Here is a 21639-nt window from a genome sequence, read left to right as displayed (position 1 = left end):
ACCGCGTGGCTTACAACCCGCGGTTGCGCACCTGTTCCTGCTGCTGCTCCTGCGCACGCTGGTTGAACTGGCTGTCCAGCGCCTCGCTCTGCCGGCCTCGACCGAGTGCGATACCGCCTGCTGGCGGTTGACGTAGGTCCGCTGCGCCGCCGGATCGCCCAGCTCACCCTGCACCGCGAACAGGCCGGTGCCGTCGGGGCGGGCCACGACGTGGTCGATCTGGCGCATCCCGGACACCTTGCTTTCATAGGCCAACTGGCCGGCCGCACGCTCGGCTTCCTGCGGGTTGGCGAACAATGGCTTCAGGCCGGCCTGGGCGCGCTGCATCCATCGTCCTGTACTCCTTTGCGCGGAACTACTTCGAGGTCAGTGCCTGCAGCACATCGGCACGGTTGGCAGTGCGATTGATCCGGCAGGACTGCGCGTCCAGCATCTGCCCCTGCCCGTCTTCGGCAGGGTTCCAGCAGCAGTAGCGATTGGTATCGGACATGTAGGCGGCCTGCTCGTCCATCAGCCTGTCCTTGTCCTTGCCATCGGGGCCGTCGACGATCTTCATGAAGGCCTGCTCGAGTCGCTGCTCCTGCCAGGCAAGCTCCTCATCGCCGCACGCCTGCAGTGCCGGTGTCTCGCCGCCGCTGGACTTCACGCACGTGGCGTATTGCGGCCGCAGCGTCGCCTTGTTGTAGGAATCATCCGGGCGCCGCGGCGGCATGTCCTGGTCATCGGCATCGGCCGCCGTCGTGGCAGGTGCGGCACGTGCAGGCTCCGCAGTGGCGGGCGGCGATGCAGTGGCCGGCGCGGCGGCCGCGGGGGCAGCTGCCGTATACGCCTCCGGGCTCTTGGCCTGGCATGCCGCCAGGCTGAGGCCAAAGACCAGCGCAAGGGCGATGGCCCCAACCTTGCCGAACGTTTCACGGGGGGCCGCTGGAAGGTGGTTCGTTCCCTGCATTGCTTGCATCTCCTTGGCATCCAGGCGCGTGGCCGGTCAACGCGGGGCCGTCCATCGGCCCCATCAGGAAACGCATGCTACGCGAGCGTGGATTTCAGATGCCTGACTGGATTCGGAATGCGTGCACCTTGTCCCAACTGCAATCTGCACGGCGCAACGTCCTCGCGATCGCGTTCGCGAATTCGTATGTTGAGGTCGCTCACATGATGCCCAACACTCACGAACCTCAACGAAACTGCCGTCTCAAGAACATCTTGAAGACTTGATCGCAGTCAATTCCGTTGCGCTGCCAGCAGACGGGCTTTCGGATCGGCGTCGAGGCCCCCTGCAATGCCGGCATCGAGGCTCGTCATCGCGCCAGCACGCCCTTCTGCAGTTCCGCCACACGGTTGGCATAACGATTGATGAAGCACAACTGTGCATCCAACGCCGGGCCCACGCTGTCAGTGGCCTGGCTGCACTTTTTGTCCGTCTCTGCGACCCAGTTGGCCTGCTCGTCCATCCAGCGGTCCTTGGCCGGGCCGTCGGCGCCGTCCATCAGTCGCGCGACCTGTGCTTCCAGCAGCGCCTTGTGGTGGGCGAGCTCGGCCGTATCGCAGGCTTCCAGCTGGTCGTCCATGCCGCGGGCGTCCTGCACGCAACGGGTGTATTCCGGACGCAGCGTTGCCCGGGTATATGAGGTATCCGGCGGCGCGCTCTGCGCCAGCAGCTGGTCGGCACGGTTGGCAACACGGTACAGGCGGCATTCCTGCGCGCCCTGCAGCTGCTGCACGCTGCCGTTGGGAAAATCGCGGCAATAACGGTCTGTATCGCTGCGCCAGCTCGCCTGGCTGGCCTGGAACGCCGTCTGGGCAGCGGCGTCGAGCCCGGCCAGCGCCTTGCTGGCCGCCGCTTCGAGGCGCGCTTCCTGGTAGGCGAGTTCGTCCTTGCCGCAGGCCTGGAGCTTGCCTGCATCTTCCACCCCATCCACACACCAGCCATAGGCGGGGCGCAGCGTACCTTCGCTATAGGACGTATCCGGGTACCGCGGAGAATCTGCGGATGCCGGGCCGGGAGGAGCTGCCGGCGATGCTGCGGCGATCGACACGGGCGCAGCCGTATCGGCCGCTGCCTGGGAAGAAGGCGCTTGGCATGCGGTGAGCGCCAGGCATAGGGCCAACACCTTCCAGCACCCACGGCCGACGCTGACCCGTTCGTTGCGCCCGAGCGCGTCCATTGCCTGCATTGCCTGTTTCTCCCTTGCGTGTCGCCAGCGGGTGCCGGCAGGAAGGGGCCGTCCATCGACCCCCATCACGCGGGCAATGCTACGACGGCGCCGGTTTCAGGTGCCTGACCGGATTCAGAATGCGTGCACCTTGTCCCAGAAGCAGGACGCGTAAGCCTCAATGCCCGCCCGCGCGCCCGCCCACCTGTTCGATCAGCGTCTGGCTGGCCGCATTGAGTCCCACCACCGTCACCTCCGCCCCATGCGCAGCCAGCTTTTCCTGCGCACGTTCCAGCGCGGCCACTGCGGTCAGGTCCCAGAGGTGGGCGTCACGCAGGTCGATCTGCACCTTCGGCGCCACGTGCTGGTAGTCGAAGGCGGCGCCCAGCTGGCCAGCGGACGCAAAGAACACCTGCCCGCGTACGCGGTAGACCTGCGTGTCTGCGGCATCCTCGCGCTGCACATCCAGCATGCCGCCGACCTTGCGGGCGAAGAACAGCGCCGACAGCAGCACGCCACTGAGCACGCCCTTGGCCAGGTCGTGGGTGGCCACGGTGACCACTACGGTCAGCAACATCACGGCCGAGGAACTGCGCGGATGCGTGCGCAGGTCGCGCAGCGAGCGCCAGCTGAAAGTGCCGATGCTGACCATGATCATCACCGCCACCAGCGCGGCCATCGGGATCTGCCGCACCAGGTCGCTGCCGTACACCACCAGCACCAGCAGCAGCACGCCGGCCACCAGGCAGGACAGGCGGCCGCGGCCACCAGACGTCACGTTGATGACCGACTGGCCGATCATCGCGCAGCCGGCCATGCCGCCGAGGAAACCGGTGACCGTGTTGGCCACGCCCTGGCCAACGCACTCGCGGTTGCGCTCGCTGGGCGTCTCGGTGATGTCCTCGACAATCTGCAGGGTCATCATCGATTCGAGCAAGCCGACCACGGCCAGCGTGGCCGACACCGGCAGCAGGATGCGCAGCGTTTCCCAGCTGAGCGGTACATCGGGGATGAGGAACTGCGGTAGGCTGTCCGGCAGCTGGCCCATGTCGCCAACACTGCGCACGTCCACGCCAAAGCCGATCACTACGGCGGTGAGCACGACGATTGCCACCAGCGGCGAAGGCACAGCGCGGGTGAGGCGCGGCAGCAGGTAGATGATCGCCAACGCGGTGGCGCACAGCACATACACGGTGGGGCCGCGGCCGATCAGCTCGGGCATCTGGGCCAGGAAGATCAGGATGGCCAACGCGTTGACGAAGCCGGTGATGACCGAGCGCGAGACGAAGCGCATCAGCGAGCCCAGCTTGAACACGCCGGCCAGCACCTGCAGCAGGCCGGCCAGGATGCTGGCGGCAAACAGGTACTGCAGGCCGTGGTCCTTGACCAGGTCGACCATCACCAGGGCCATCGCGCCGGTGGCGGCAGAGATCATGCCGGGGCGGCCGCCTGCAATCGCGGTGATGACGGCAATGGAGAAAGCAGCATACAGGCCGACCTTGGGGTCGACGCCGGCGATCAACGAGAACGCGATGGCTTCGGGAATCAGTGCCAGGGCGACGACGGTGCCGGACAGCAGATCACCACGGATGTTGCCGAGCCATTGCTGGCGCAGGGGATAAGACGTTTGCATGGTAAAACTCCGCGCACACGCGGGCTGGGCCACGTGGCGCTGCAGTGAAAGACGCGGGTTCCTGAGCCGGGCGGGCCGGCTGCCGAGGTGCGGCAAGGGTCAGGGTGGCGTGATCACTGCAGGCGGGAATCGGTACGTGGGAGGGACGCAGTCTACGGCACAGGGCTGCCAAGGGACAGCGTCGACAGTCCGCAACGGCAGCGGAGCATGGCTCCGCTCTACAATCGCCCATGGCCACCGACCGCGCACAGTTCTTCGATCCCGCCACCGAACAAGGCGTGCTGCGCCTGTCCATCGCAGGCTCACTGCTGCTGGCCGCGGCAGCGGTGGTGTTCGGCCTGCTGGCCAATTCCTCGCTGATCATCTTCGACGGCATCTACGGCCTGATCGATGTGGTGATGACCTGGCTGTCACTGCTGGTCGCGCGGCTGATCGCACTGTCCACGAGCACCGACGCGCTGCAGTCGCGGCTCAACCAGCGCTTCACCATGGGGTTCTGGCACCTGGAGCCGATCGTGCTGGGGGTGAGCGGCACGCTGATGATCGGCGCGGCGCTGTATGCGCTGGTCAATGCGGTCGACGCGCTGATGTCCGGTGGCCGCCACATCGCGCTCGGCCCGGCCATCGCCTTCGCCGGGCTGTCGATCGTCGGCGAAGGTGCGCTGGCCTGGTTCGTGCTGCGCGCCAACCGGCGCATCGGTTCGGAGTTCATCGCACTGGACGCGAAGAACTGGGCGATCGCCGCCAGCATGTCGGCCTGCTATCTGCTGGCCTTCCTCGGCGGCGTGCTGGTGCAGGGCACCTCGCTGGCGTGGGTCGGGCCGTACATCGACCCGGCCATCCTCGCCTTCGTCTGCGTGCTGGTGATGATCGCCCCGCTCGGCACCGTGCGCCGGGCGCTGGCCGGCATCCTGCTGGTCACTCCGCCGGAACTGCAGGCGCATGTGGATGCGGTGGCACGCGCGATCGTGGCCAGGCACGGCTTCGTCGAGCACCGCAGCTACGTGGCGCAGGTGGGGCGTGGCGAGCAGATCGAATTGTTCTTCGTGGTGCCGGAAGACGACCCGCCGAGGCCCTTGGTGGAATGGGACCGGCTGCGCGACGAGATCGGCGAAGCGCTGGGCGAGGCCTCGCCGGACCGCTGGCTGACCATCATGTTCACCACCGACCGCGAGTGGACGATCTAGGCCAACAGGACGATCGATCAAGTTTTTCGTACGCGTTGCAACCCAACGTACGCGGAAAGCGGGCAAAGTAGGCTCCAACGCAACACCCACCCACTGACCAGGAGCATCCCGATGTCCATCGAAAAGGTTCTGTACACCGCCCAGGCCACCTCCACCGGCGGCCGCGAAGGCCGTTCCGTCTCCTCCGACAACGTGCTGGACATCCAGCTGTCGACCCCACGCGAGCTGGGCGGCGCCGGTGGCCCAGGCACCAACCCGGAACAACTGTTCGCCGCCGGCTACTCGGCCTGCTTCCTGGGCGCGCTGAAGTTCGTGGCCGGCCAGGCCAAGGTCGTGCTGCCGGCCGACACCACCGTCACCGGCAAGGTCGGCATCGGCCAGATCCCGACCGGTTTCGGCATCGAGGCCGAGCTGACCATCAACGTGCCGGGCGTGCCGCGCGAGCAGGTCGAAGAGCTTGTGCAGAAGGCGCACATCGTGTGCCCGTACTCGAATGCCACCCGCGGCAACATTGATGTAACGCTGATCGTTGCCTGATGCGGTGCTGCCGGCCAACGGCCGGCACTACCCGCGCGCGGTGCAAAAAAATGGGCGGATGCCGGTCGAAACCGAGCATCCGCCCATCCCACCTCGGGTGGGCCCCGGCACGTGGCCGGGGACGCATTCGCTACGGCGCGCATCCATCCTTCTGGAGGAGAGCCCCCTTGTTGTTCAAGGGGGTGCGCCAACGGCGCGGGGATAAGGTGGAATGCGCGGACCAGCGACCGGTTACCGGTCGCTGGTGATGAGCTGCACGACGCTGGAGAAATCCAGCTTGCCGCGGCCGGCCTGGTGGTTCATCGAGTACAGGTTGCGGGCCACTTCGCCCAGCGGGATCGAGGCGCCGACACTCATCGCCGCTTCCACCGCCAGGCCCATGTCCTTCAGCATCAGATCGCTGCCGAAACCGCCGCTGTAGCCGCGCGAGGCCGGGGCGTTTTCCAGCACGCCCGGCCACGGGTTGCACACTTCGGTAGCCCAGCTGCGGCCGGTGCTGACCGCCATCATCTGCGACAGCACCTTCGGGTCCAGCCCGTGCGCCACGCCGAGGGCGATGGCTTCGCCGGTCACCGCCATGATCACGCCCAGCGCCATGTTGTTGCACAGCTTGGCGACCTGGCCGGCACCGCTGGCGCCGACATGGAAGATGTTCTTGCCCATCGCCTGCAGCACCGGGCGGGCGCGCTCCAGCGCGTCCTCTTCGCCACCGACGATGAAGGTCAGGGTACCGGCCTGGGCGCCGGCGGTACCGCCGGAGACCGGCGCGTCGATCATCTGCAGGCCACGCGCGGCGGCCGCTTCGGAAACCTTGCTGGCACTGGCCGGTGCGATCGTGCTGCAGTCGATGACCAGTGCACCCGCTGGGATGGCGGCGAGGATGCCGTCATCGCCCAGGTAGACGCCTTCGACGTGGCGGCTGGCCGGCAGCATCGAAATCACGACTTCCGCATCGGCCAGGGTGTCGCGTGCCGACGACGCCGCGCTGGCACCGGCATCGACGGCGGCCTGCACCGCGGCCGGGACCAGATCGAACACGCGCACGGCGTGGCCGTTCTTGACCAGATTGGCGGCCATCGGGCCACCCATGTTGCCCAACCCGATGAATGCAATGCGGCTCATGCAAGGCTCCTTTCAACAAGGGGAGTGCCCAGGTCGGCCAGCGGATGCGCGGCAGCGGCCCAGGGGGAAGCAAAGAAGGTGTCGGCCCACGCGCCGGTGGCCTCGGCCAGGGTGGCCGGGTTCCACTGCGGATTGCGGTCCTTGTCGATCAGCAGTGCGCGGATGCCTTCGGCGAAATCGCCGTGGGCGGCGCAGTGCAGCGCGGTGATGTACTCCAGCCGGTAGACGCTGGCCAGGTCCTGGCCGGCACTGCGGCGCTGCAGCTCGAACGCCAGACGTGCCGAGCCGGGCGCGCCGGCGGCAAGGGTCTTCTGTGCCGCCTGCAGCCAGGCATCGTCGGTCTGCAGCGCGCTGATGCGTTTGATGATCGCGGGCAGGTCATCGCCTTCGCACAACGCATCGACCTGCGCCGCGTTGGCCAGCAGCGGACCGGTGGCGGCATCGCTGGCATGCGACTGCAGCAGATGGGTCAGGCGTTCGTGGTTGTGTGCGGGCTCACTGGACCAGGCCACCTGCAGCAGCGCATCGAACACCGCACTGCGGCGCTCTTCCGGCACATGTACATCGGCCAGGCCAGCGTAGATGGCATCGCCCGGGTTGAGCAGCGCGCCGGTCAGGGCCAGGAACAGCCCGCCCTTGCCCGGCACGCGCGGCAGCAGCCAGCTGCCACCGACATCAGGGAACAGGCCAACGGTGATTTCCGGGAAGGCCAGCTTGGAGCGCTCGCTGACCACACGGTGGCTGGCGCCGGACATCAGGCCGATGCCGCCCCCCATGACGATGCCGTGGCCCCAGCACAGGATCGGCTTGGCGTAGGTGTGGATGAGGTAATCGACGCGATATTCAACGTCGAAGAACTCGCCGGCGTAGTCGTTCTCGCGGATGTCGCTGCGGCCGTCCTCACGGAAGGCGACCATGGCCTTGTACAAGCTGTGCAGGTCGCCGCCAGCGCAGAACGCCTTTTCGCCAGCACCCTGCAGCACCACCATGGCGATGCCGTCGTCGTCGGCCCAAGCGTTCAACTGCTCCAGCAGCAGGTGTGCCATCGGCAGCGAGAAGCCATTGAGCGTGCGCGGCGCGTTGAGCGTGGCGAGGCCGATGCGCACGCCGTTACCGGCCACGCGCTCCTCGAACAGCACCGGTGTGTCGTCGGCAGCGGTGTCGGCGCTCATGCGTTCTTCCACTGCGCGGCGCGCTTTTCCAGGAAGGCAGTCACGCCCTCGACCTGGTCGGCGGTGTCGAACAGGTCGACGAAGGCTTCGCGCTCGGCCACCAGCGCCGAGGCGTGGGTGCCGGTGCGGGTGGACTGCACCAGCGTCTTGCAGGCGGCGATGCTGGTCGGGCTCTGCTTGCCGGCCTTTTTCGCCCATTCCAGCGCCAGTGCCTTGGCTTCGCCCTTGCCGACCTTTTCTTCGGCCAGCCCGATGCGCAGCGCGGTCTCGGCGTTGATGCGCTCACCCAGCAGGATCATGCGCTTGGCCCAGCCTTCGCCGACCAGGCGCGGCAGGTTCTGGGTGCCACCGGCGCACGGCAGCAGGCCGACGGTGGCCTCCGGCAGCGCCACCTGGGCGTGCTCTTCGATGATGCGCAGGTCGCAGGCCAGTGCGCATTCCAGGCCTCCGCCCATCGCGTAGCCGTTGATCGCGGCGATCGACACGCCACGGAAACCGGACAACGCCTCGAAGGCTTCGCCGAAGCGGCGCGCGGCCTCACGTGCAGCGGCCTTGTCGCCGGAGGCGAACTGGTTGAGGTCGGCACCGGCGGAGAAAAATTTCTCGCCGTCACCGGTGATCACCAGCGCGTAGATGTCGCGGTCTGCGTTGAGCGCGCCGACCAGGTCGCGCAGCGCCGACAGGCTGTGCACGGTCCAGGTGTGCGCCGGCGGGTTGTTCAGGGTGACCACGGCGGTATGGCCGTCGGCCTCGACCTTCAGGCCCACGTGCTCCTGGGTACGCCAATCCTTCATCGCAGTTCCTCTTCGGTGTTGAGCAGGTGACGGGCAACGATCACCCGCATGATCTCGTTGGTGCCTTCCAGGATCTGGTGCACGCGGCAGTCACGCAGCAGGCGCTCGATCGGGTACTCGCGGATGTAGCCGTAGCCACCGTGGATCTGCAGCGCCTCGTTGCAGACGCTGAAACCGGCATCGGTGGCGAAACGCTTTGCCATCGCGCACCACACATTGGCATCGCTGGCACCGGCATCGAGCTTGCGTGCGGCGGTGTGCACCATCTGCCGCGCGGCCACCAGCTGGGTGACCATGTCGGCCAGCTTGAACTGCAGCGCCTGGAACTCGGCCAGCGCCTTGCCGAACTGGCGGCGCTCGCCCATGTAGCGGCGCGCGGCATCCAGCGCGCCCTGCGCGGCACCCAGCGAGCAGGCGGCAATGTTGATGCGGCCACCATCAAGCCCCTTCATCGCCAGCTTGAAGCCGCCGCCTTCCTCTCCCAGAAGGTGGCTGACCGGCACGCGGACGTTTTCGAAGGTGATGCCACGGGTGGGCTGGCTGTTCCAGCCCATCTTCTCTTCCTTGCGGCCGAAGCTGATGCCCGGCAGGTCCGACGGCACTGCAATGGCGCTGACGCCGCCGGCACCGGCACCGCCGGTACGTGCCATCACCACCAGCAGTTCGGTGGCACCGGCGCCGGAGATGAAGGCCTTCGAGCCGTTCAGCACGTAATGATCGCCGTCGCGCACGGCGGTGGTCTTCAGCGAGGCCGCATCGGAGCCGGCACCCGGTTCGGTCAGGCAGTACGAGGCCAGCTTGTTGCCCGAGGACAGGTCAGTGCCCCACGCATCGCGCAGTGCTGGCTGGCCCCACGTGGACACCATCCACGAGGCCATGTTGTGGATGCTGATGTAGGCCGCAGTCGACGGATCGACGTTGGCGAGCTCCTCGATGACGACGGCGGCGTCCAGCCGGCTCAGGCCGCTGCCGCCCACTTCCGGGTCCATGTACAGACCGCAGAAGCCCAGTTCACCGGCCTTGGCGATCGCCTCGCGCGGAAAGATGCCCTCCGCATCCCATCGCGCGGCGTGTGGCGCCAGTTCGGCCTGTGCGAAGTCGCGCGCTGCCTCGCGGTACGCCTGCTGCGCTTCTTCCAGTTCCGTCGTCATCGAGTGGCTCATGGCTGCTCCTGCCGTTACTTCAGGCTGATCGTGGTGTTGACGCCGTGGCTCAGCGTTTCGTCATCGAACCAGCGCGCGGTGACCGTCTTGGTCTGGGTGTAGAACAGCACCACCTGCTTGCCGTATGGGCCCAGGTCGCCCAGCTTGGAGGCGCGCGAACCGGTGAACGAGAACAGCGGCACCGGCACCGGGATCGGCACGTTGATGCCGACCTGGCCGACGTCGATGTCTTCCTGGAACTTGCGCGCGGCCGCGCCGGACTGGGTGAACAGTGCGGTGCCGTTGCCGTTCGGGTTGCTGTTGACCATCGCGATGGCGTCTTCCAGCGTCTCCGCTTCGAGGATGACCAGCACCGGCCCGAAGATTTCTTCCTGGTAGATGCGCATGTCGGTGGTGACACCGGCAAAGATGGTCGGGCCGACGAAGTTGCCCTTCTCGAAGCCATCGACCTGCGGGTTGCGGCCGTCGAGTACCAGCTTGGCGCCCTGCTCCACGCCCGAGGCGATCAGGCCTTCCACGCGCTCGCGGGCGCTGCAGGAAATGACCGGGCCGACGTCGGTGCCGGACACGGTGCCGGCGCTGACCTTCAACGTCTTGGCCTTTTCGACCAGGTCCTGCACCCAGTTGCGCGCCTCACCGACGAGCACCAGGGTGGAGGCGGCCATGCAGCGCTGGCCCGCGGCACCAAAGGCGGCACCGACCATCGCGTTGAGGGTCTGTTCCTTGTTGGCGTCCGGCAGCACCACGGCGTGGTTCTTGGCGCCCATCATGCACTGCACGCGCTTGCCGGCCAGCGAGGCGCGGTTGTAGACGTGGGTGCCGACGCGGGTGGAACCGACGAACGACACGGCCTTGATGTCCGGGTGGTCGCAGATCGCGTTGACCACTTCCTCGCCGCCGTGAACGACGTTCAGCACGCCCTTCGGAATGCCGGCTTCCAGGGCAAGCTCGACCAGGCGCATGGTGACCATCGGGTCCTGCTCGGACGGCTTGAGGATGAAGGTGTTGCCCGTTGCAATCGCCATCGGGAACATCCACAGCGGGATCATCGCCGGGAAGTTGAACGGGGTGATGCCGGCGCACACGCCCAGCGGCTGCATGATCGTGTAGGTGTCCACGCCATTGGCCACGTTGTTGGCCAGCTCGCCCAGCTGCAGGTTGCCGATGGCGGCGGCGTGCTCGACCACTTCCAGGCCGCGGAACACATCGCCTTCGGCGTCCGGCAGGGTCTTGCCCTGTTCGGCGGTGAGGATGTGGGCCAGCTCGCTCATGTTTTCGCGGATCAGCTGCTGGTACTTCAGGAAGATGCGCGCACGGGTGCCGATCGGGGTCTTGCGCCAGGTCTTGAAGGCTTCCTTGGCGGCTGCGACGGCGGCGTCCACTTCACCGGTGGTGGCGAAGGGCACCTTGGCCAGCACGTCCTGGGTGGCCGGATTGATCACGTCCTGCCAGTGGGAGGTGGCCGATTCAACGAACTGGCCATCGATCAGCATGCGGATACGGGGCGCTGCAACAGTCATGACGACAATCCCACAGGGTGCGAAAGATGCTTGGCATTATTCACAGCACGCACCTCGATTTCCGGGCTGAATCCGCTTAATCTGGCCAACACACCCCACGATTCCTGTTAATTTTGTGAATACCTCAGCTCCCCAGCGGCAACTCGGCCTGCGCGTGCTGCGCCTGCGCGAACAGCGCGGCTACAGCCAGGTTGACCTGGCGCGGGCGCTGGGGCTGTCGGCCAGCTACCTGAACCAGATCGAGCGCAACAAGCGCCCCCTCACACCAGCGGTGCAGAAGAAGCTGGGCGAGGTATTGGGCGATGTTTCCGCGCTGTTCGACGAAGATGAGCCCGCCGCGCTGCAGGAAGCGCTGGGCGAGACCCTGCGCGACCTGGGCCTGGCCGAAGTCAGTGCCACCGAACTGCGCGCCCTGGCGGGCAACCTGCCGCAGGTCAGCCGTGCGCTGCTGGACCTGCACCGCCGCCACCTGGCACTGCGCGAGCATGCCGCCGCGCTGGAGTTCCAGCTGGGCGAGCCCGGCGCCGGCAGCATCCTGCCGGCCGGCGACCAGGTGCGCGAGTTCTTCAACCGCATGCACAACCATATTCCCGAGCTGGACGAACTGGCCGAGCGCCTGTTCGCCGAGTGGGGGCTATCGCCTGGGCATGTGGCGCCGCGCTTGCGCCAGCTGCTGGCCGACCGCCACGGCGTGCTGGTGGAAGTGGCCGCACTGCAGGCCGGGCGCGAGAAGCGCCAGTACGATGCCGGCACGCGCCGGTTGTGGCTGCCGGACTACCTGGAGCCAGGCCAGCAGGCGTTCCAGATGGCCGCCGAACTGGCCCTGCACGGCTACCTGCCGCAGATCGACGTGGTGGTGGCGCGTGCCGGCTTCACCGATGACGCGCGCATCGCGCAGGCGCGGGTGGGTCTTTCGAACTACTTCGCCGGCGCGCTGGTCATGCCCTACATGCGCTTCCTGCGTGCGGCCGAGGCCAGCAGCTACGACATCGAACTGCTGGCGCACCAGTTCGGCGTCGGTTTCGAGGCGGTCTGCCACCGGCTGAGCACGCTGGCACGGCGCAGTGCGCCCGGCCTGCCGTTCTTCTTCATCCGCGTAGACCGTGCCGGCAATGTATCCAAGCGCCATTCGGCCACCGACTTCCATTTCTCGCAGGTGGGCGGCTCGTGCCCGCTGTGGATCGTCTACGAGGCGTTCAACCAGCCCGGTCGCATCCTTACGCAGACGGCGCGCATGCCCGACGGGCGCCGCCATTTCTGGCTGGCGCGGCAGGTCAGCAGTGGCCCGGTGGGCCATGGCCAGCCGCGCAAGACCTTCGCGGTGGCGCTGGGCTGCGATCTACAGCATGCCGAACGCCTGGTGTATTCGCTGGGGCTGGATGTGCAGAGCCCAGGAAACTCGGTTTCGATCGGACCGGGTTGCCGGGTGTGCCCACGCGAGGACTGCATGCAGCGTGCGTTCGCGCAGTTGCCGGGGAGGTAGGGTTGGTTCGGCAGGGCTGCGCCCTGCACCTGCCGAAGCCGAAGCCGAAGCCGAAGCAACAGCAAAAGCTGGCATTCCGTGGGATTGCGGGGCGGTGTCGGATTGCGGGGACGCCGTGAACCCGTCCCTGGGGGCTTGGCCGCGGCATCCATGCCGCGGACACCCCGCAATCCGACACCACCCCGCCTTCGACAGTTTCCTTCCATCTGTCGGAACGACGTATTGCTCTGGTAGGTGTCGACCTTGGTCGACACGGTAGATCCATGCCATGCGTGGATGCTCTTCGATGAATGTTCGAAATATTCGATTTCGATGGACGTTCATCCACGCATGGCGTGGATCTACTACCGGGTCAGTAGATCGGCGTGACCTTCATCTGCGGCAGCGGGCGCGGTGCGCCGTCGGTCAGGTCCGGGCCAAGGTCTTCCCATGTGCGGCCCTGCTCGACCATCTGCGCCCACAGCTGCTGCGAGCCGCGACGCTTGTCTTCCGAGCCCAGCTTGTACGACGGCGGTGCCGGCTCGCCACGGGCAACCATCGAGTACGCCGCGCAGTAGGCCAGCACCTGCTGCGCCGGGTCGTCGGTACGCGCCACTTCCAGCGTGTAGCGCTGGTAGGCCGAGGCCAGGTTGCGCCAGCGGATCCAGTAGTGGTTCCCGAACGAGAACGAACAGAAGCGCGCACCCGCCAGGCTGCCCTTGTCGGCGATGCGGGTCAGCACCTCCTGCGGCATGTCCAGGTTCATGCCGCCTTCGTCGCCCTGCAGGCTGACGTGCACGATACGGTCGCGGTAACCCGGCGCGCGTGCCTGCAGCAGGTCACGCCAGTTCTGCATGGTCGCCACCACCGCGAACAGGAAGCGCCCCAGCTCGGCTGCGGCGAGCGGCGTGGCAATGGACTGGTAATGCCGTTGCCAACCGTGGCGGTTTTCGGTGGGCAGGAACACGGCACGTTCCAGCGCCTGTCGGCCATCACTGCCACGGCCCACGTCCTCGGCATGCTGCGGGTAGACCAGGTTGATGGCGAAGGTCGGCCAGCGCGGTAGCGCGGCATCAAACAGATGGATCGGGAAGTTGCTGCTGATGCCACCATCGGAGAACCAGCAGATGCGGAACGCGGTAATCACCGGGCCGCAGGTCTGCCCAGCGCTGGTCAGCCCTTCCATGCTGTCGGCCACGTTGTGTTCCTGGTCGGCGGCCGGTGCAGTGGGTTCGCAGCGGCGCTCGCGGCGCGAGGGCTCATGCAGCGGCACCGCGCTGATCAGCAACGGGAAACTCAGGCTCATGCGCGTGGCCACCAGCACCGGCAGCTTCGGGCCCTGCGGCAGGTGGTAGTACCGGCGCCCTTCCACCTCCAGCGGCGGGCCGGCCTGCGTCACCAGCCACTGCACCACGCTGGCGGGGAACAACTGCTCGAACTCCTCGCGCAGGAACCAGAACTGCGCGCCGCCCAGCGGCAGTGTGCGTGGTTCGTTGTGCGATACGCAGGTGGTGATCATCTGCAGGCTGATCGCATGCGGGCTGTCCGGCTCGCCGGCATAGCGCGGCGCATCGTGCAGGTCGGCAAAGGTCAGCGGTGCATCCAGCGGCTTGCCGGACAACTGCTGCAGGCATTCATGCAGCCACTCGGTCAATGCCGGTTTACGTGCATCGCGGCCGAGGCCACTGCACAGGCCCAGCAGGTTGCGCCGGGCCACACGCGCAACGCGCAACGCGGCTCCGGCCACGCCTGCACCGTAGGCGCACAGCAGCGACGGCAGCAGCGTTGCGGCCACGCCGCTCCAGCCACCGCCCCACCAGCCCAGGCCGAGCAGCAGCGCCAGCGACACCAGCACTTCCAGCGGCGCGATCTCGAATACCGCCACCGCCAGGCACAGCAGCTTGTGCGGCAGGCCGGCATTGCCGGTCAGCACCACCAGCAGCCGATAGGCCGCGCGCGCGCCCCGTGCCGGTTGGAACAGGCTGTAGATGAACCCGCGCCGCGACAACTGCGCCGACACCGCCGACAGCCCGCCATAACCGGCATCATCGGGCAGGTGCTCGCCGGCCTGCATGCGGCGATCACCGCATGCCGCCGCAGCCGCTACCGCCGCAGCGATGGCGCCAGCGGAGGTGCCGCCGATGCTCTTGAACCGATACTCGCGTGCCAGCGCCAGTACCGCATTGGGGTACACGATGCCGCTGGTGATGCCGCCTTTCATGACCAGATCGCAGTACTTGTCCGCCACCGTCTTGCCCCCGAGCATGCCGTCCGCCGCGTGGATGCCAGTATGGCGCAGCGGCTTCTCAGGGCCTGAGAACACCACCGCAGTCCGGGCAGGAATCTGCGGCGTTCAGCAGATGGCAGGCCTGCAGGCTTGACCGGCCCCACCATCGGCGTAGCATCTGCAGCAAGCCAAGGGACAGACCCGCGGCTGCCACAACGACATGAGGGATTCTCATGGAATTCGACTATCTCGTCTTCATCGGGCGATTCGAGCCCTTCCACAACGGCCACGCCGCCGTTGCCCGCCTGGCCCTGAGCCGGGCCCGCAAGCTGATCTTCCTGGTCGGCTCTGCCGATACCCCCCGCAGCCTCCGCAATCCCTGGACCGTGGCCGAACGCGCCGTGATGATCCAGGCCGCCCTCGATGGCCACACCGACCGCCTGCTGATCCGCCCGCTGCGCGACCACCTGTACAACGAAGCGCAGTGGATCGCCAACGTGCAGCGCCAGGTGGCCGAAGCCCTGCGCAACGACGGCGCCGCCGCCGATGCCAAGGTCGGCCTGATCGGCATGGACAAGGATGCCTCCAGCTACTACCTGAGGGAGTTCCCGCAATGGCCGCTGGTGGACGTGCAGCACACCGCCACCCTGTCGGCCACCGAGCTGCGGCGCTACCTGTTCGAAGCCGGCGACGTCGACTTCCACGGCGCGCTGCTGATGCTGCGTGGCAATGTGCCGGCGCCGGTGTACGACATGCTCGAAGCGTTCCGCAAAAGCGCGCCTGCGTATGCCCAGCTGGTGGCCGAGTACCGCTTCATCGAACAGTACAAGGCCGCCTGGAAGGATGCGCCCTACGCGCCCACCTTCGTCACCACCGATGCGGTGGTAGTGCATTCGGGCCACGTGCTGCTGGTACGGCGCCGTTCGGAGCCCGGCAAGGGCCTGTGGGCGCTGCCCGGCGGTTTCGTTGGCCAGGAGCAGAGCCTGCTGGACAGTTGCCTGCGCGAACTGCGCGAGGAAACCCGTCTGAAGATTCCGCTGCCGGTGCTGAAGGGTTCGCTGAAGGGCCAGCAGGTATTCGACCACCCCGACCGCAGCCAGCGCGGCCGCACCATCACCCACGGGTTCCACTTCGAATTCCCGGCCGGTGACCTGCCGCCGGTGCGCGGTGGCGACGACGCCGACAAGGCGCGCTGGATACCGGTGAGTGAGGCGTTGGACATGGGCCCGCAGCTGTTCGAGGACCACCTGCACATCCTGGAGTATTTCCTCGGCCGCGGCTGACCTGCCCGGCTCTCCCCACTGGCGGATAGACCGCTGGTGTCACTCGACGCGAAGGAGCTTCCGTCATGCACTACCTCGATAATCTTCTCCTCAACACCGACAGCTACAAGGCCAGCCATTGGCTGCAGTACCCGCCGGGTACCGATGCCACGTTCTTCTACGTCGAATCACGTGGCGGCCTGCACGATCGCACGGTGTTCTTCGGCCTGCAGGCGATCCTCAAGGACGCGCTGGCACGGCCGGTCACCCACGCTGACATCGACGACGCTGCTGCGGTATTCGCCGCCCATGGCGAGCCGTTCAACGAAGCCGGCTGGCGCGATATCGTCGACCGGCTCGGGGGCAACCTGCCAGTGCGCATCCGTGCCGTGCCCGAGGGCAGCGTGGTACCCACCCACCAGGCACTGATGACGATCGAGTCGACCGACCCGGCTGCATTCTGGGTGCCGTCGTACCTGGAAACGCTGCTGCTGCGCGTGTGGTACCCGGTCACCGTGGCCACCATCAGCTGGCATGCACGGCAGACCATTGCTGCGTTCCTGCAGCAGACCAGCGACGATCCGCAGGGGCAGCTGCCATTCAAGCTGCACGACTTCGGCGCCCGCGGTGTATCGAGCCTGGAATCGGCCGCGCTCGGTGGTGCCGCACACCTGGTCAACTTCCTCGGCACCGACACCGTCTCGGCCCTGTGCCTGGCCCGCGCGCACTATCACGCACCGATGGCCGGTTATTCGATTCCCGCCGCCGAGCACAGCACCATCACCAGCTGGGGCCGCGAGCGCGAAGTGGACGCCTACCGCAACATGCTGCGCCAGTTCGGCAAGCCGGGCGCGATCGTGGCAGTGGTGTCGGACAGCTATGACATCTACCGCGCGATCAGTGAACACTGGGGCACGACGCTGCGTGATGAAGTGATCGCTTCGGGCGCCACCCTGGTCATCCGCCCCGACTCGGGTGACCCGGTGGACGTGGTGGCCGAAAGCCTGCGCCGGCTGGATGAAGCATTCGGCCACACCCTCAACGGCAAGGGCTACCGCGTACTCAACCACGTGCGGGTGATCCAGGGCGATGGCATCAACCCGGATACGATCCGCGCCATCCTGCAGCGCATCACCGAAGACGGCTACGCGGCCGACAACGTGGCCTTCGGCATGGGCGGCGCGCTTTTGCAGCGGCTGGACCGCGACACCCAGAAGTTCGCGCTGAAGTGCTCGGCAGCACGGGTCGAGGGTGAGTGGATCGACGTCTACAAGGACCCGGTCACCGATGCCGGCAAGACCAGCAAGCGTGGCCGCATGCGCCTGCTGCGGCGCCTGGATGACGGCAGCCTGCACACGGTGGCGTTGCCTCCCCGCGGTGACGAGGCGCTGCCGACCGGCTTCGAGGATGCGATGGTGACCGTGTGGGAGAACGGGCGCCTGCTGCACGACCAGCGCTTGGATGAGATCCGCGCGCGGGCTGCGGCGGGGCGTTGAGGCGCATCCCGACCGGGGTCGGATCCCGTTGCAGCGCAAAGGGCTCCGACCCCGGTGCCCCTTGACCCACGCCGGCAACGCGTCCACCGTGGGCACGCCGAAGGTATCCCTGCCGTGGCTGGATGGCGGCAGGGAGTTAAACGGGAATCCGGTGAAGGCGCTTCGTGCGCCCATTCCGGAGCTGCCCCGCAGCGGTGAATGGAAACGAATCCTGCCAACAGCACTGGGCTCGCGCCTGGGAAGCGGCAGGGAGTAGGTGGGCTGCGGCCCGTGTCCATCAGCCCGAATACCGGCCCCGGCCGGGGGACACGACCGTCCCCTGATTCGACCTGGACTCTCCGCGGGGAGGGTGCCGGGGCCATCGCCTGCCTGCACGTGCAGGCGGCGTGGCCGCGCGCGTCCTGTTCACGGTAACCGGCCAGACCGCTCCCACGCCCTGACGCACGCCACGATGACCGAGTTCCAACGCCCCACCCTGACCCTGCCCGCCGATGGCAAGCGCCTGCTGCTGCATTCGTGCTGCGCGCCGTGCTCGGGCGAAGTGATGGAGGCGATCACCGCTTCCGGGATCGACTACGCGATCTTCTTCTACAACCCCAACATCCATCCGGTGAAGGAGTACGAGCTGCGCAAGCAGGAGAACATCCGCTTCGCCGAGCAGCACGGCATTCCGTTCATCGACTGCGACTACGACACCGACAACTGGTTCAGCCGTGCGCGTGGCATGGAGAACGAGCCCGAGCGCGGCATCCGCTGCACGATGTGCTTCGACATGCGTTTCGAACGCACCGCGCTGTACGCGCACGAGCACGGCTACGACACCATCAGTTCGTCGCTGGGCATCTCGCGCTGGAAGAACATGGCGCAGATCAACGACTGCGGCATCCGCGCGGCGTCGCGCTATGAAGGCCTGCAGTACTGGGACTACAACTGGCGCAAGGGCGGCGGTGCCAGCCGCATGATCGAGATCAGCAAGCGCGAGCAGTTCTACCAGCAGGAGTACTGCGGCTGCGTGTACTCGCTGCGCGATGCCAACCGCCACCGCCGCGAGAACGGGCGCGAACGGATCAAGATCGGACTGCTGTACTACGGGCAGGACGCTGAGGCGCCGCAGGGCGATTGACGTGCAGGCATGGGGCGGCCACGCTGGTCGCTCCTTCTGATGTAGTGGATCTGCCATGATTGCCCTGCCCGCCGATGTCGCCCTGCTGGTGATCGACCTGCAGCCGGACTTCATGCCCGGCGGTGCGCTGGCCTGCGACCAGGGCGATGCGCTGGTGGCACCGATTGCCGACCTGCTGGCACAGCGTCGCTACCGCACCGTGGTGGCGACCCAGGACTGGCACCCGGCCGACCACGCCTCGTTCGCCAGCCAGCACCCCGGCAAGCGACCGTTCGAGACCATCCTGCTGCACGCGCAGCCACAGACCCTGTGGCCCGACCATTGCGTGCAGGGCAGCGATGGCGCCGCGCTGCACCCGGGCGTGGACTGGACCGTGGCCGACCTGATCCTGCGCAAGGGCACCCGCCCACAGGTGGATTCGTACAGCGCCTTCCGCGAGAACCACGGCCCCGATGGCGAGCGCCCGGCCACCGGCCTGGCCGGCTGGCTGCATGAGCGCCGCATCCGCGAGGTGCACGTGTGCGGCCTGGCACGCGACTACTGCGTGCTGTGGAGCGCGCAGGACGCGGTGAAATCCGGCTTCCGGGTGAAGTTCCTGTGGGAGCTGACCCGGCCGGTGACCGAAGCCAACGACGCGATGGTGCGCGAAGCGCTGGGCAAGGCGGGGATCGCGATCGTCTGAGGCGTGACCGCCGGGCATGGCCCGGCGCTACCGCGCACGTCGCTTATGCCGCTTGCGCGCTCCTGCCCACAACAACACAATCGATTCATCCAGCCCCCTAACTACGCCCCCTACAGATCGCGGGACGGCCGAACCGGGGGCTTTTCATTGGATGAAATCAGGATTCGGTAGCGCCGGGCCATGCCCGGCGGACGCGGGATGGGCGATTACCGGAACACCACCGTGCGATGCCCATTGAGCAGGATGCGATGCTCCACATGGCGGCGAACGGCGCGCGCCAGCACCAGCGATTCGGTGTCGCTGCCCAGCCGCACCAGCTCGCGCGGCGCCATGGCGTGGTCGACGCGAGCCACGTCCTGTTCGATGATCGGGCCTTCGTCCAGATCCTCGGTGACGTAGTGCGCGGTGGCACCGATGATCTTGACCCCGCGCGCGTGCGCCTGATGATACGGCTGAGCGCCCTTGAAGCTGGGCAGGAAGCTGTGATGGATGTTGATCGCACGGCCGGCCAGCGCGCGGCACAGCGTGGGTGACAGGATCTGCATGTAGCGCGCCAGCACCACCAGGTCGATGCGCTCACGCTCGACCAGGTCGATGATCTGCTGCTCCTGCACCGCACGCGTATCGGCGGTCACCGGCAGGTGGTGGAACGGTACCTGGTAAGACGCGGCCAATGGCGCAAAGTCGGCGTGGTTGGACGCCACTGCCGCGATATCGACCTTCAGCTGGCCGCTGTGGGCACGGAACAGCAGGTCGTTGAGGCAGTGCCCCTGCTTGCTGACCAGCACCAGCAGGCGTGCCCGGCGGCGCCCATCATGCAGCTGCCAGTCCATGCCGAAGCCTTCGGCAAGTTTGGCCATCGCGGCATGCACGGTCTCCAGCAGCAGGCTGGCATCGCGGTCGAAATGCACGCGCAGGAAGAAGCGGCCACTCTCCTCATCGCCGAACTGCTGGGCGTCGAGGATGTTGCAGCCGTGGTCGAACAGCAGGCCGGACACTCGGTAGACGATACCGGTACGGTCGGGGCAGGACAGGGTGAGGATGGAATCGGGGCGCATCTCCACAGTGTAGGGCAGCTTCCTGCCCAGCAGCCGGATGATCACCGATGCAACCGAACCGCTTGGTTCAGTCCCAAGCGATACTTGGCCATCACCGTGGCAAGCTGGTCGGTCATGAACCTGTTGCAACTGATCCGCAGCTTCACCCGCACCGCAGAGACCGGCAGCATTGCCGCCGCGGCCCGCATCCTTGGCATCAGCGCCACCGCAGTCGGCCAGAACATCAACCGACTGGAAGCGCATCTGGGCGTACGGCTGCTGAACCGGAGTACGCGCCAGCTGGCCCTCAGCGAGGCCGGCGCGCTGTACCTGGCGCAGGTGCGCCACATCGAGGGCGACCTGGCGCGCGCGCAGGCGATGGTGACTGCCGGTGATATCGAACCGGCCGGTCCCCTGCGCATCGCCAGCAGCAGCGCCTTCGGCCGCCACGTGCTGGCACCGTTGCTGCCGTCACTGCAGCAGCGCTACCCGCAACTGCACCTGGAGCTGCGCCTGACCGACCGCGCCGTGCAGCATGGTCCAGAGGCGGTGGATGCCAGCATCCGCATCGGCGCGCAGCTGGAGGACGGTGTGGTCGCACGGCAGCTGGCGCGCGTGCCATTCGTGTTCTGCGCCTCACCAACCTACCTGAAGACCCATGGCACGCCGCAGGAACCCTCGGACCTGGGCAGCCATCGCGGGCTGCTGCACCGCTTCCCCACCGATGGCCGGCCGCTGCGCTGGGGCCTGCTGAAGGACGGCCAGCGCGTAGACGCCGCGCTGCCGCCGAGCATGGTCTGCGATGACATCGATGCGCTGGCGTCGCTGGCGGCGGCCGGTGCCGGCATCACACGATTGGCTGCGTTCGTGGCCGAGCCCTACCTGCGCGACGGCCGCCTGCAGGCGGTGTTCGGCGCCGACACGGCGTGGCGCCCGGAGCCGATGGAGGTCTATTTCTGCGTCAGCGACCGCCGCGACTTCACCGCCAAGATCCGCGCGCTGTTCGAGCATCTGCAGGCCGGCATGGCGCCGGCCTGGCGGGTGTGACGGGGAGGAGCGGAGGGCCTTC

18 protein-coding genes, 1 pseudogene and 1 riboswitch are annotated in these 21639 nt (G+C 67.2%); of the genes and pseudogenes, 8 read left to right on the top strand and 11 right to left on the bottom strand.

Going from position 1 to position 21639, the window contains the following annotated elements; translation table 11 throughout:
• Nucleotides 1-153 precede the first annotated feature (153 nt).
• The 4 genes and pseudogenes from AC10QF_RS07305 to AC10QF_RS07290 form a co-directional block, all read right to left on the bottom strand.
• Nucleotides 154-228: pseudogene (locus AC10QF_RS07305) on the bottom strand (hypothetical protein); the annotation flags it as partial.
• 127 nt (nucleotides 229-355) lie between these two features.
• A complete protein-coding gene (locus AC10QF_RS07300) occupies nucleotides 356-949 on the bottom strand; it encodes a lysozyme inhibitor LprI family protein (RefSeq protein WP_095378616.1) in 594 nt (197 codons plus the stop codon).
• Between the two features lie 349 nt (nucleotides 950-1298).
• The gene (locus tag AC10QF_RS07295; protein WP_447901377.1) at nucleotides 1299-1910 is read right to left on the bottom strand and encodes a lysozyme inhibitor LprI family protein; all 612 of its coding nucleotides are present in this window, start codon (nucleotides 1908-1910) and stop codon (nucleotides 1299-1301) included.
• Between the two features lie 421 nt (nucleotides 1911-2331).
• A complete protein-coding gene (locus tag AC10QF_RS07290) occupies nucleotides 2332-3786 on the bottom strand; it encodes a SulP family inorganic anion transporter (protein ID WP_494541991.1) in 1455 nt (484 codons plus the stop codon).
• A gap of 230 nt (nucleotides 3787-4016) precedes the next feature.
• Here AC10QF_RS07290 and AC10QF_RS07285 point away from each other — a divergent pair, with 230 nt between their 5' ends.
• Nucleotides 4017-4973 carry a cation diffusion facilitator family transporter gene (locus AC10QF_RS07285; RefSeq protein ID WP_494541990.1) on the top strand — a complete coding sequence of 319 codons (957 nt, stop codon included), beginning with the start codon at nucleotides 4017-4019 and terminating at the stop codon, nucleotides 4971-4973.
• A 111-nt stretch (nucleotides 4974-5084) separates the two neighbouring features.
• Nucleotides 5085-5510 carry an organic hydroperoxide resistance protein gene (locus AC10QF_RS07280; protein WP_111176942.1) on the top strand — a complete coding sequence of 142 codons (426 nt, stop codon included), beginning with the start codon at nucleotides 5085-5087 and terminating at the stop codon, nucleotides 5508-5510.
• Nucleotides 5511-5741: 231 nt separating this feature from the next.
• On the opposite strand, the gene mmsB is transcribed toward AC10QF_RS07280, so the two are convergent.
• Genes mmsB through AC10QF_RS07255 form a run of 5 tightly spaced genes read right to left on the bottom strand, consistent with a single transcriptional unit; the run spans nucleotide 5742 to nucleotide 11281 of the window.
• Complete coding sequence (gene mmsB / locus AC10QF_RS07275) at nucleotides 5742-6632, bottom strand: 3-hydroxyisobutyrate dehydrogenase (protein ID WP_494541989.1); 891 nt, start codon at nucleotides 6630-6632, stop codon at nucleotides 5742-5744.
• Nucleotides 6629-7804 carry an enoyl-CoA hydratase/isomerase family protein gene (locus AC10QF_RS07270; protein WP_494541988.1) on the bottom strand — a complete coding sequence of 392 codons (1176 nt, stop codon included), beginning with the start codon at nucleotides 7802-7804 and terminating at the stop codon, nucleotides 6629-6631. The genes mmsB and AC10QF_RS07270 overlap by 4 nt, the downstream gene beginning before the upstream one ends.
• Entirely contained in the window at nucleotides 7801-8598 is a 798-nt protein-coding gene (locus AC10QF_RS07265; RefSeq protein WP_005420654.1) for an enoyl-CoA hydratase, read from the bottom strand. Before AC10QF_RS07265 ends, AC10QF_RS07270 begins: the two co-directional genes overlap by 4 nt.
• Entirely contained in the window at nucleotides 8595-9761 is a 1167-nt protein-coding gene (locus tag AC10QF_RS07260; RefSeq protein WP_494541987.1) for an acyl-CoA dehydrogenase family protein, read from the bottom strand. The genes AC10QF_RS07265 and AC10QF_RS07260 overlap by 4 nt, the downstream gene beginning before the upstream one ends.
• 14 nt (nucleotides 9762-9775) lie before the next feature.
• A complete protein-coding gene (locus AC10QF_RS07255; RefSeq protein ID WP_005420657.1) occupies nucleotides 9776-11281 on the bottom strand; it encodes a CoA-acylating methylmalonate-semialdehyde dehydrogenase in 1506 nt (501 codons plus the stop codon).
• Between the two features lie 115 nt (nucleotides 11282-11396).
• On the opposite strand from AC10QF_RS07255, the gene AC10QF_RS07250 reads away from it, so the two are divergent.
• A complete protein-coding gene (locus tag AC10QF_RS07250; RefSeq protein ID WP_494541986.1) occupies nucleotides 11397-12764 on the top strand; it encodes a helix-turn-helix domain-containing protein in 1368 nt (455 codons plus the stop codon).
• 352 nt (nucleotides 12765-13116) lie between these two features.
• On the opposite strand, the gene AC10QF_RS07245 is transcribed toward AC10QF_RS07250, so the two are convergent.
• Complete coding sequence (locus tag AC10QF_RS07245) at nucleotides 13117-15009, bottom strand: patatin-like phospholipase family protein (RefSeq protein ID WP_494542009.1); 1893 nt, start codon at nucleotides 15007-15009, stop codon at nucleotides 13117-13119.
• Nucleotides 15010-15203: 194 nt separating this feature from the next.
• On the opposite strand from AC10QF_RS07245, the gene AC10QF_RS07240 reads away from it, so the two are divergent.
• The 4 genes from AC10QF_RS07240 (at nucleotide 15204) to pncA (ending at nucleotide 19533) form a co-directional block, all read left to right on the top strand.
• Nucleotides 15204-16253 (top strand): bifunctional nicotinamide-nucleotide adenylyltransferase/Nudix hydroxylase, encoded by a 1050-nt coding sequence (locus AC10QF_RS07240; RefSeq protein WP_069138085.1) that lies wholly within the window; start codon nucleotides 15204-15206, stop codon nucleotides 16251-16253.
• A gap of 65 nt (nucleotides 16254-16318) precedes the next feature.
• Complete coding sequence (locus AC10QF_RS07235; protein WP_494541985.1) at nucleotides 16319-17728, top strand: nicotinate phosphoribosyltransferase; 1410 nt, start codon at nucleotides 16319-16321, stop codon at nucleotides 17726-17728.
• Between the two features lie 98 nt (nucleotides 17729-17826).
• A riboswitch (cobalamin riboswitch) is annotated at nucleotides 17827-18040 on the top strand.
• Nucleotides 18041-18179: 139 nt separating this feature from the next.
• A complete protein-coding gene (locus AC10QF_RS07230) occupies nucleotides 18180-18851 on the top strand; it encodes an epoxyqueuosine reductase QueH (RefSeq protein ID WP_069138087.1) in 672 nt (223 codons plus the stop codon).
• Nucleotides 18852-18906: 55 nt separating this feature from the next.
• A complete protein-coding gene (gene pncA, locus AC10QF_RS07225) occupies nucleotides 18907-19533 on the top strand; it encodes a bifunctional nicotinamidase/pyrazinamidase (RefSeq protein WP_095378597.1) in 627 nt (208 codons plus the stop codon).
• A 206-nt stretch (nucleotides 19534-19739) separates the two neighbouring features.
• Here the strand turns inward: pncA and purU are convergent, their stop codons facing one another.
• Nucleotides 19740-20591, bottom strand: a complete 852-nt coding sequence (gene purU, locus AC10QF_RS07220) for a formyltetrahydrofolate deformylase (RefSeq protein WP_005420671.1) — start codon at nucleotides 20589-20591, stop codon at nucleotides 19740-19742.
• 114 nt (nucleotides 20592-20705) lie between these two features.
• Between purU and AC10QF_RS07215 the strand changes: the two genes are divergently transcribed.
• Complete coding sequence (locus AC10QF_RS07215) at nucleotides 20706-21617, top strand: LysR family transcriptional regulator (protein ID WP_111176984.1); 912 nt, start codon at nucleotides 20706-20708, stop codon at nucleotides 21615-21617.
• The last annotated feature ends 22 nt before the right edge of the window (nucleotides 21618-21639 follow it).

The organism is Stenotrophomonas maltophilia complex sp. Om-AH-Sm3 (genome assembly GCF_059337855.1).
The sequence above is the reverse complement of the archived record's forward strand: the minus strand, read 5'-3'. Positions and strand labels throughout refer to the sequence as shown.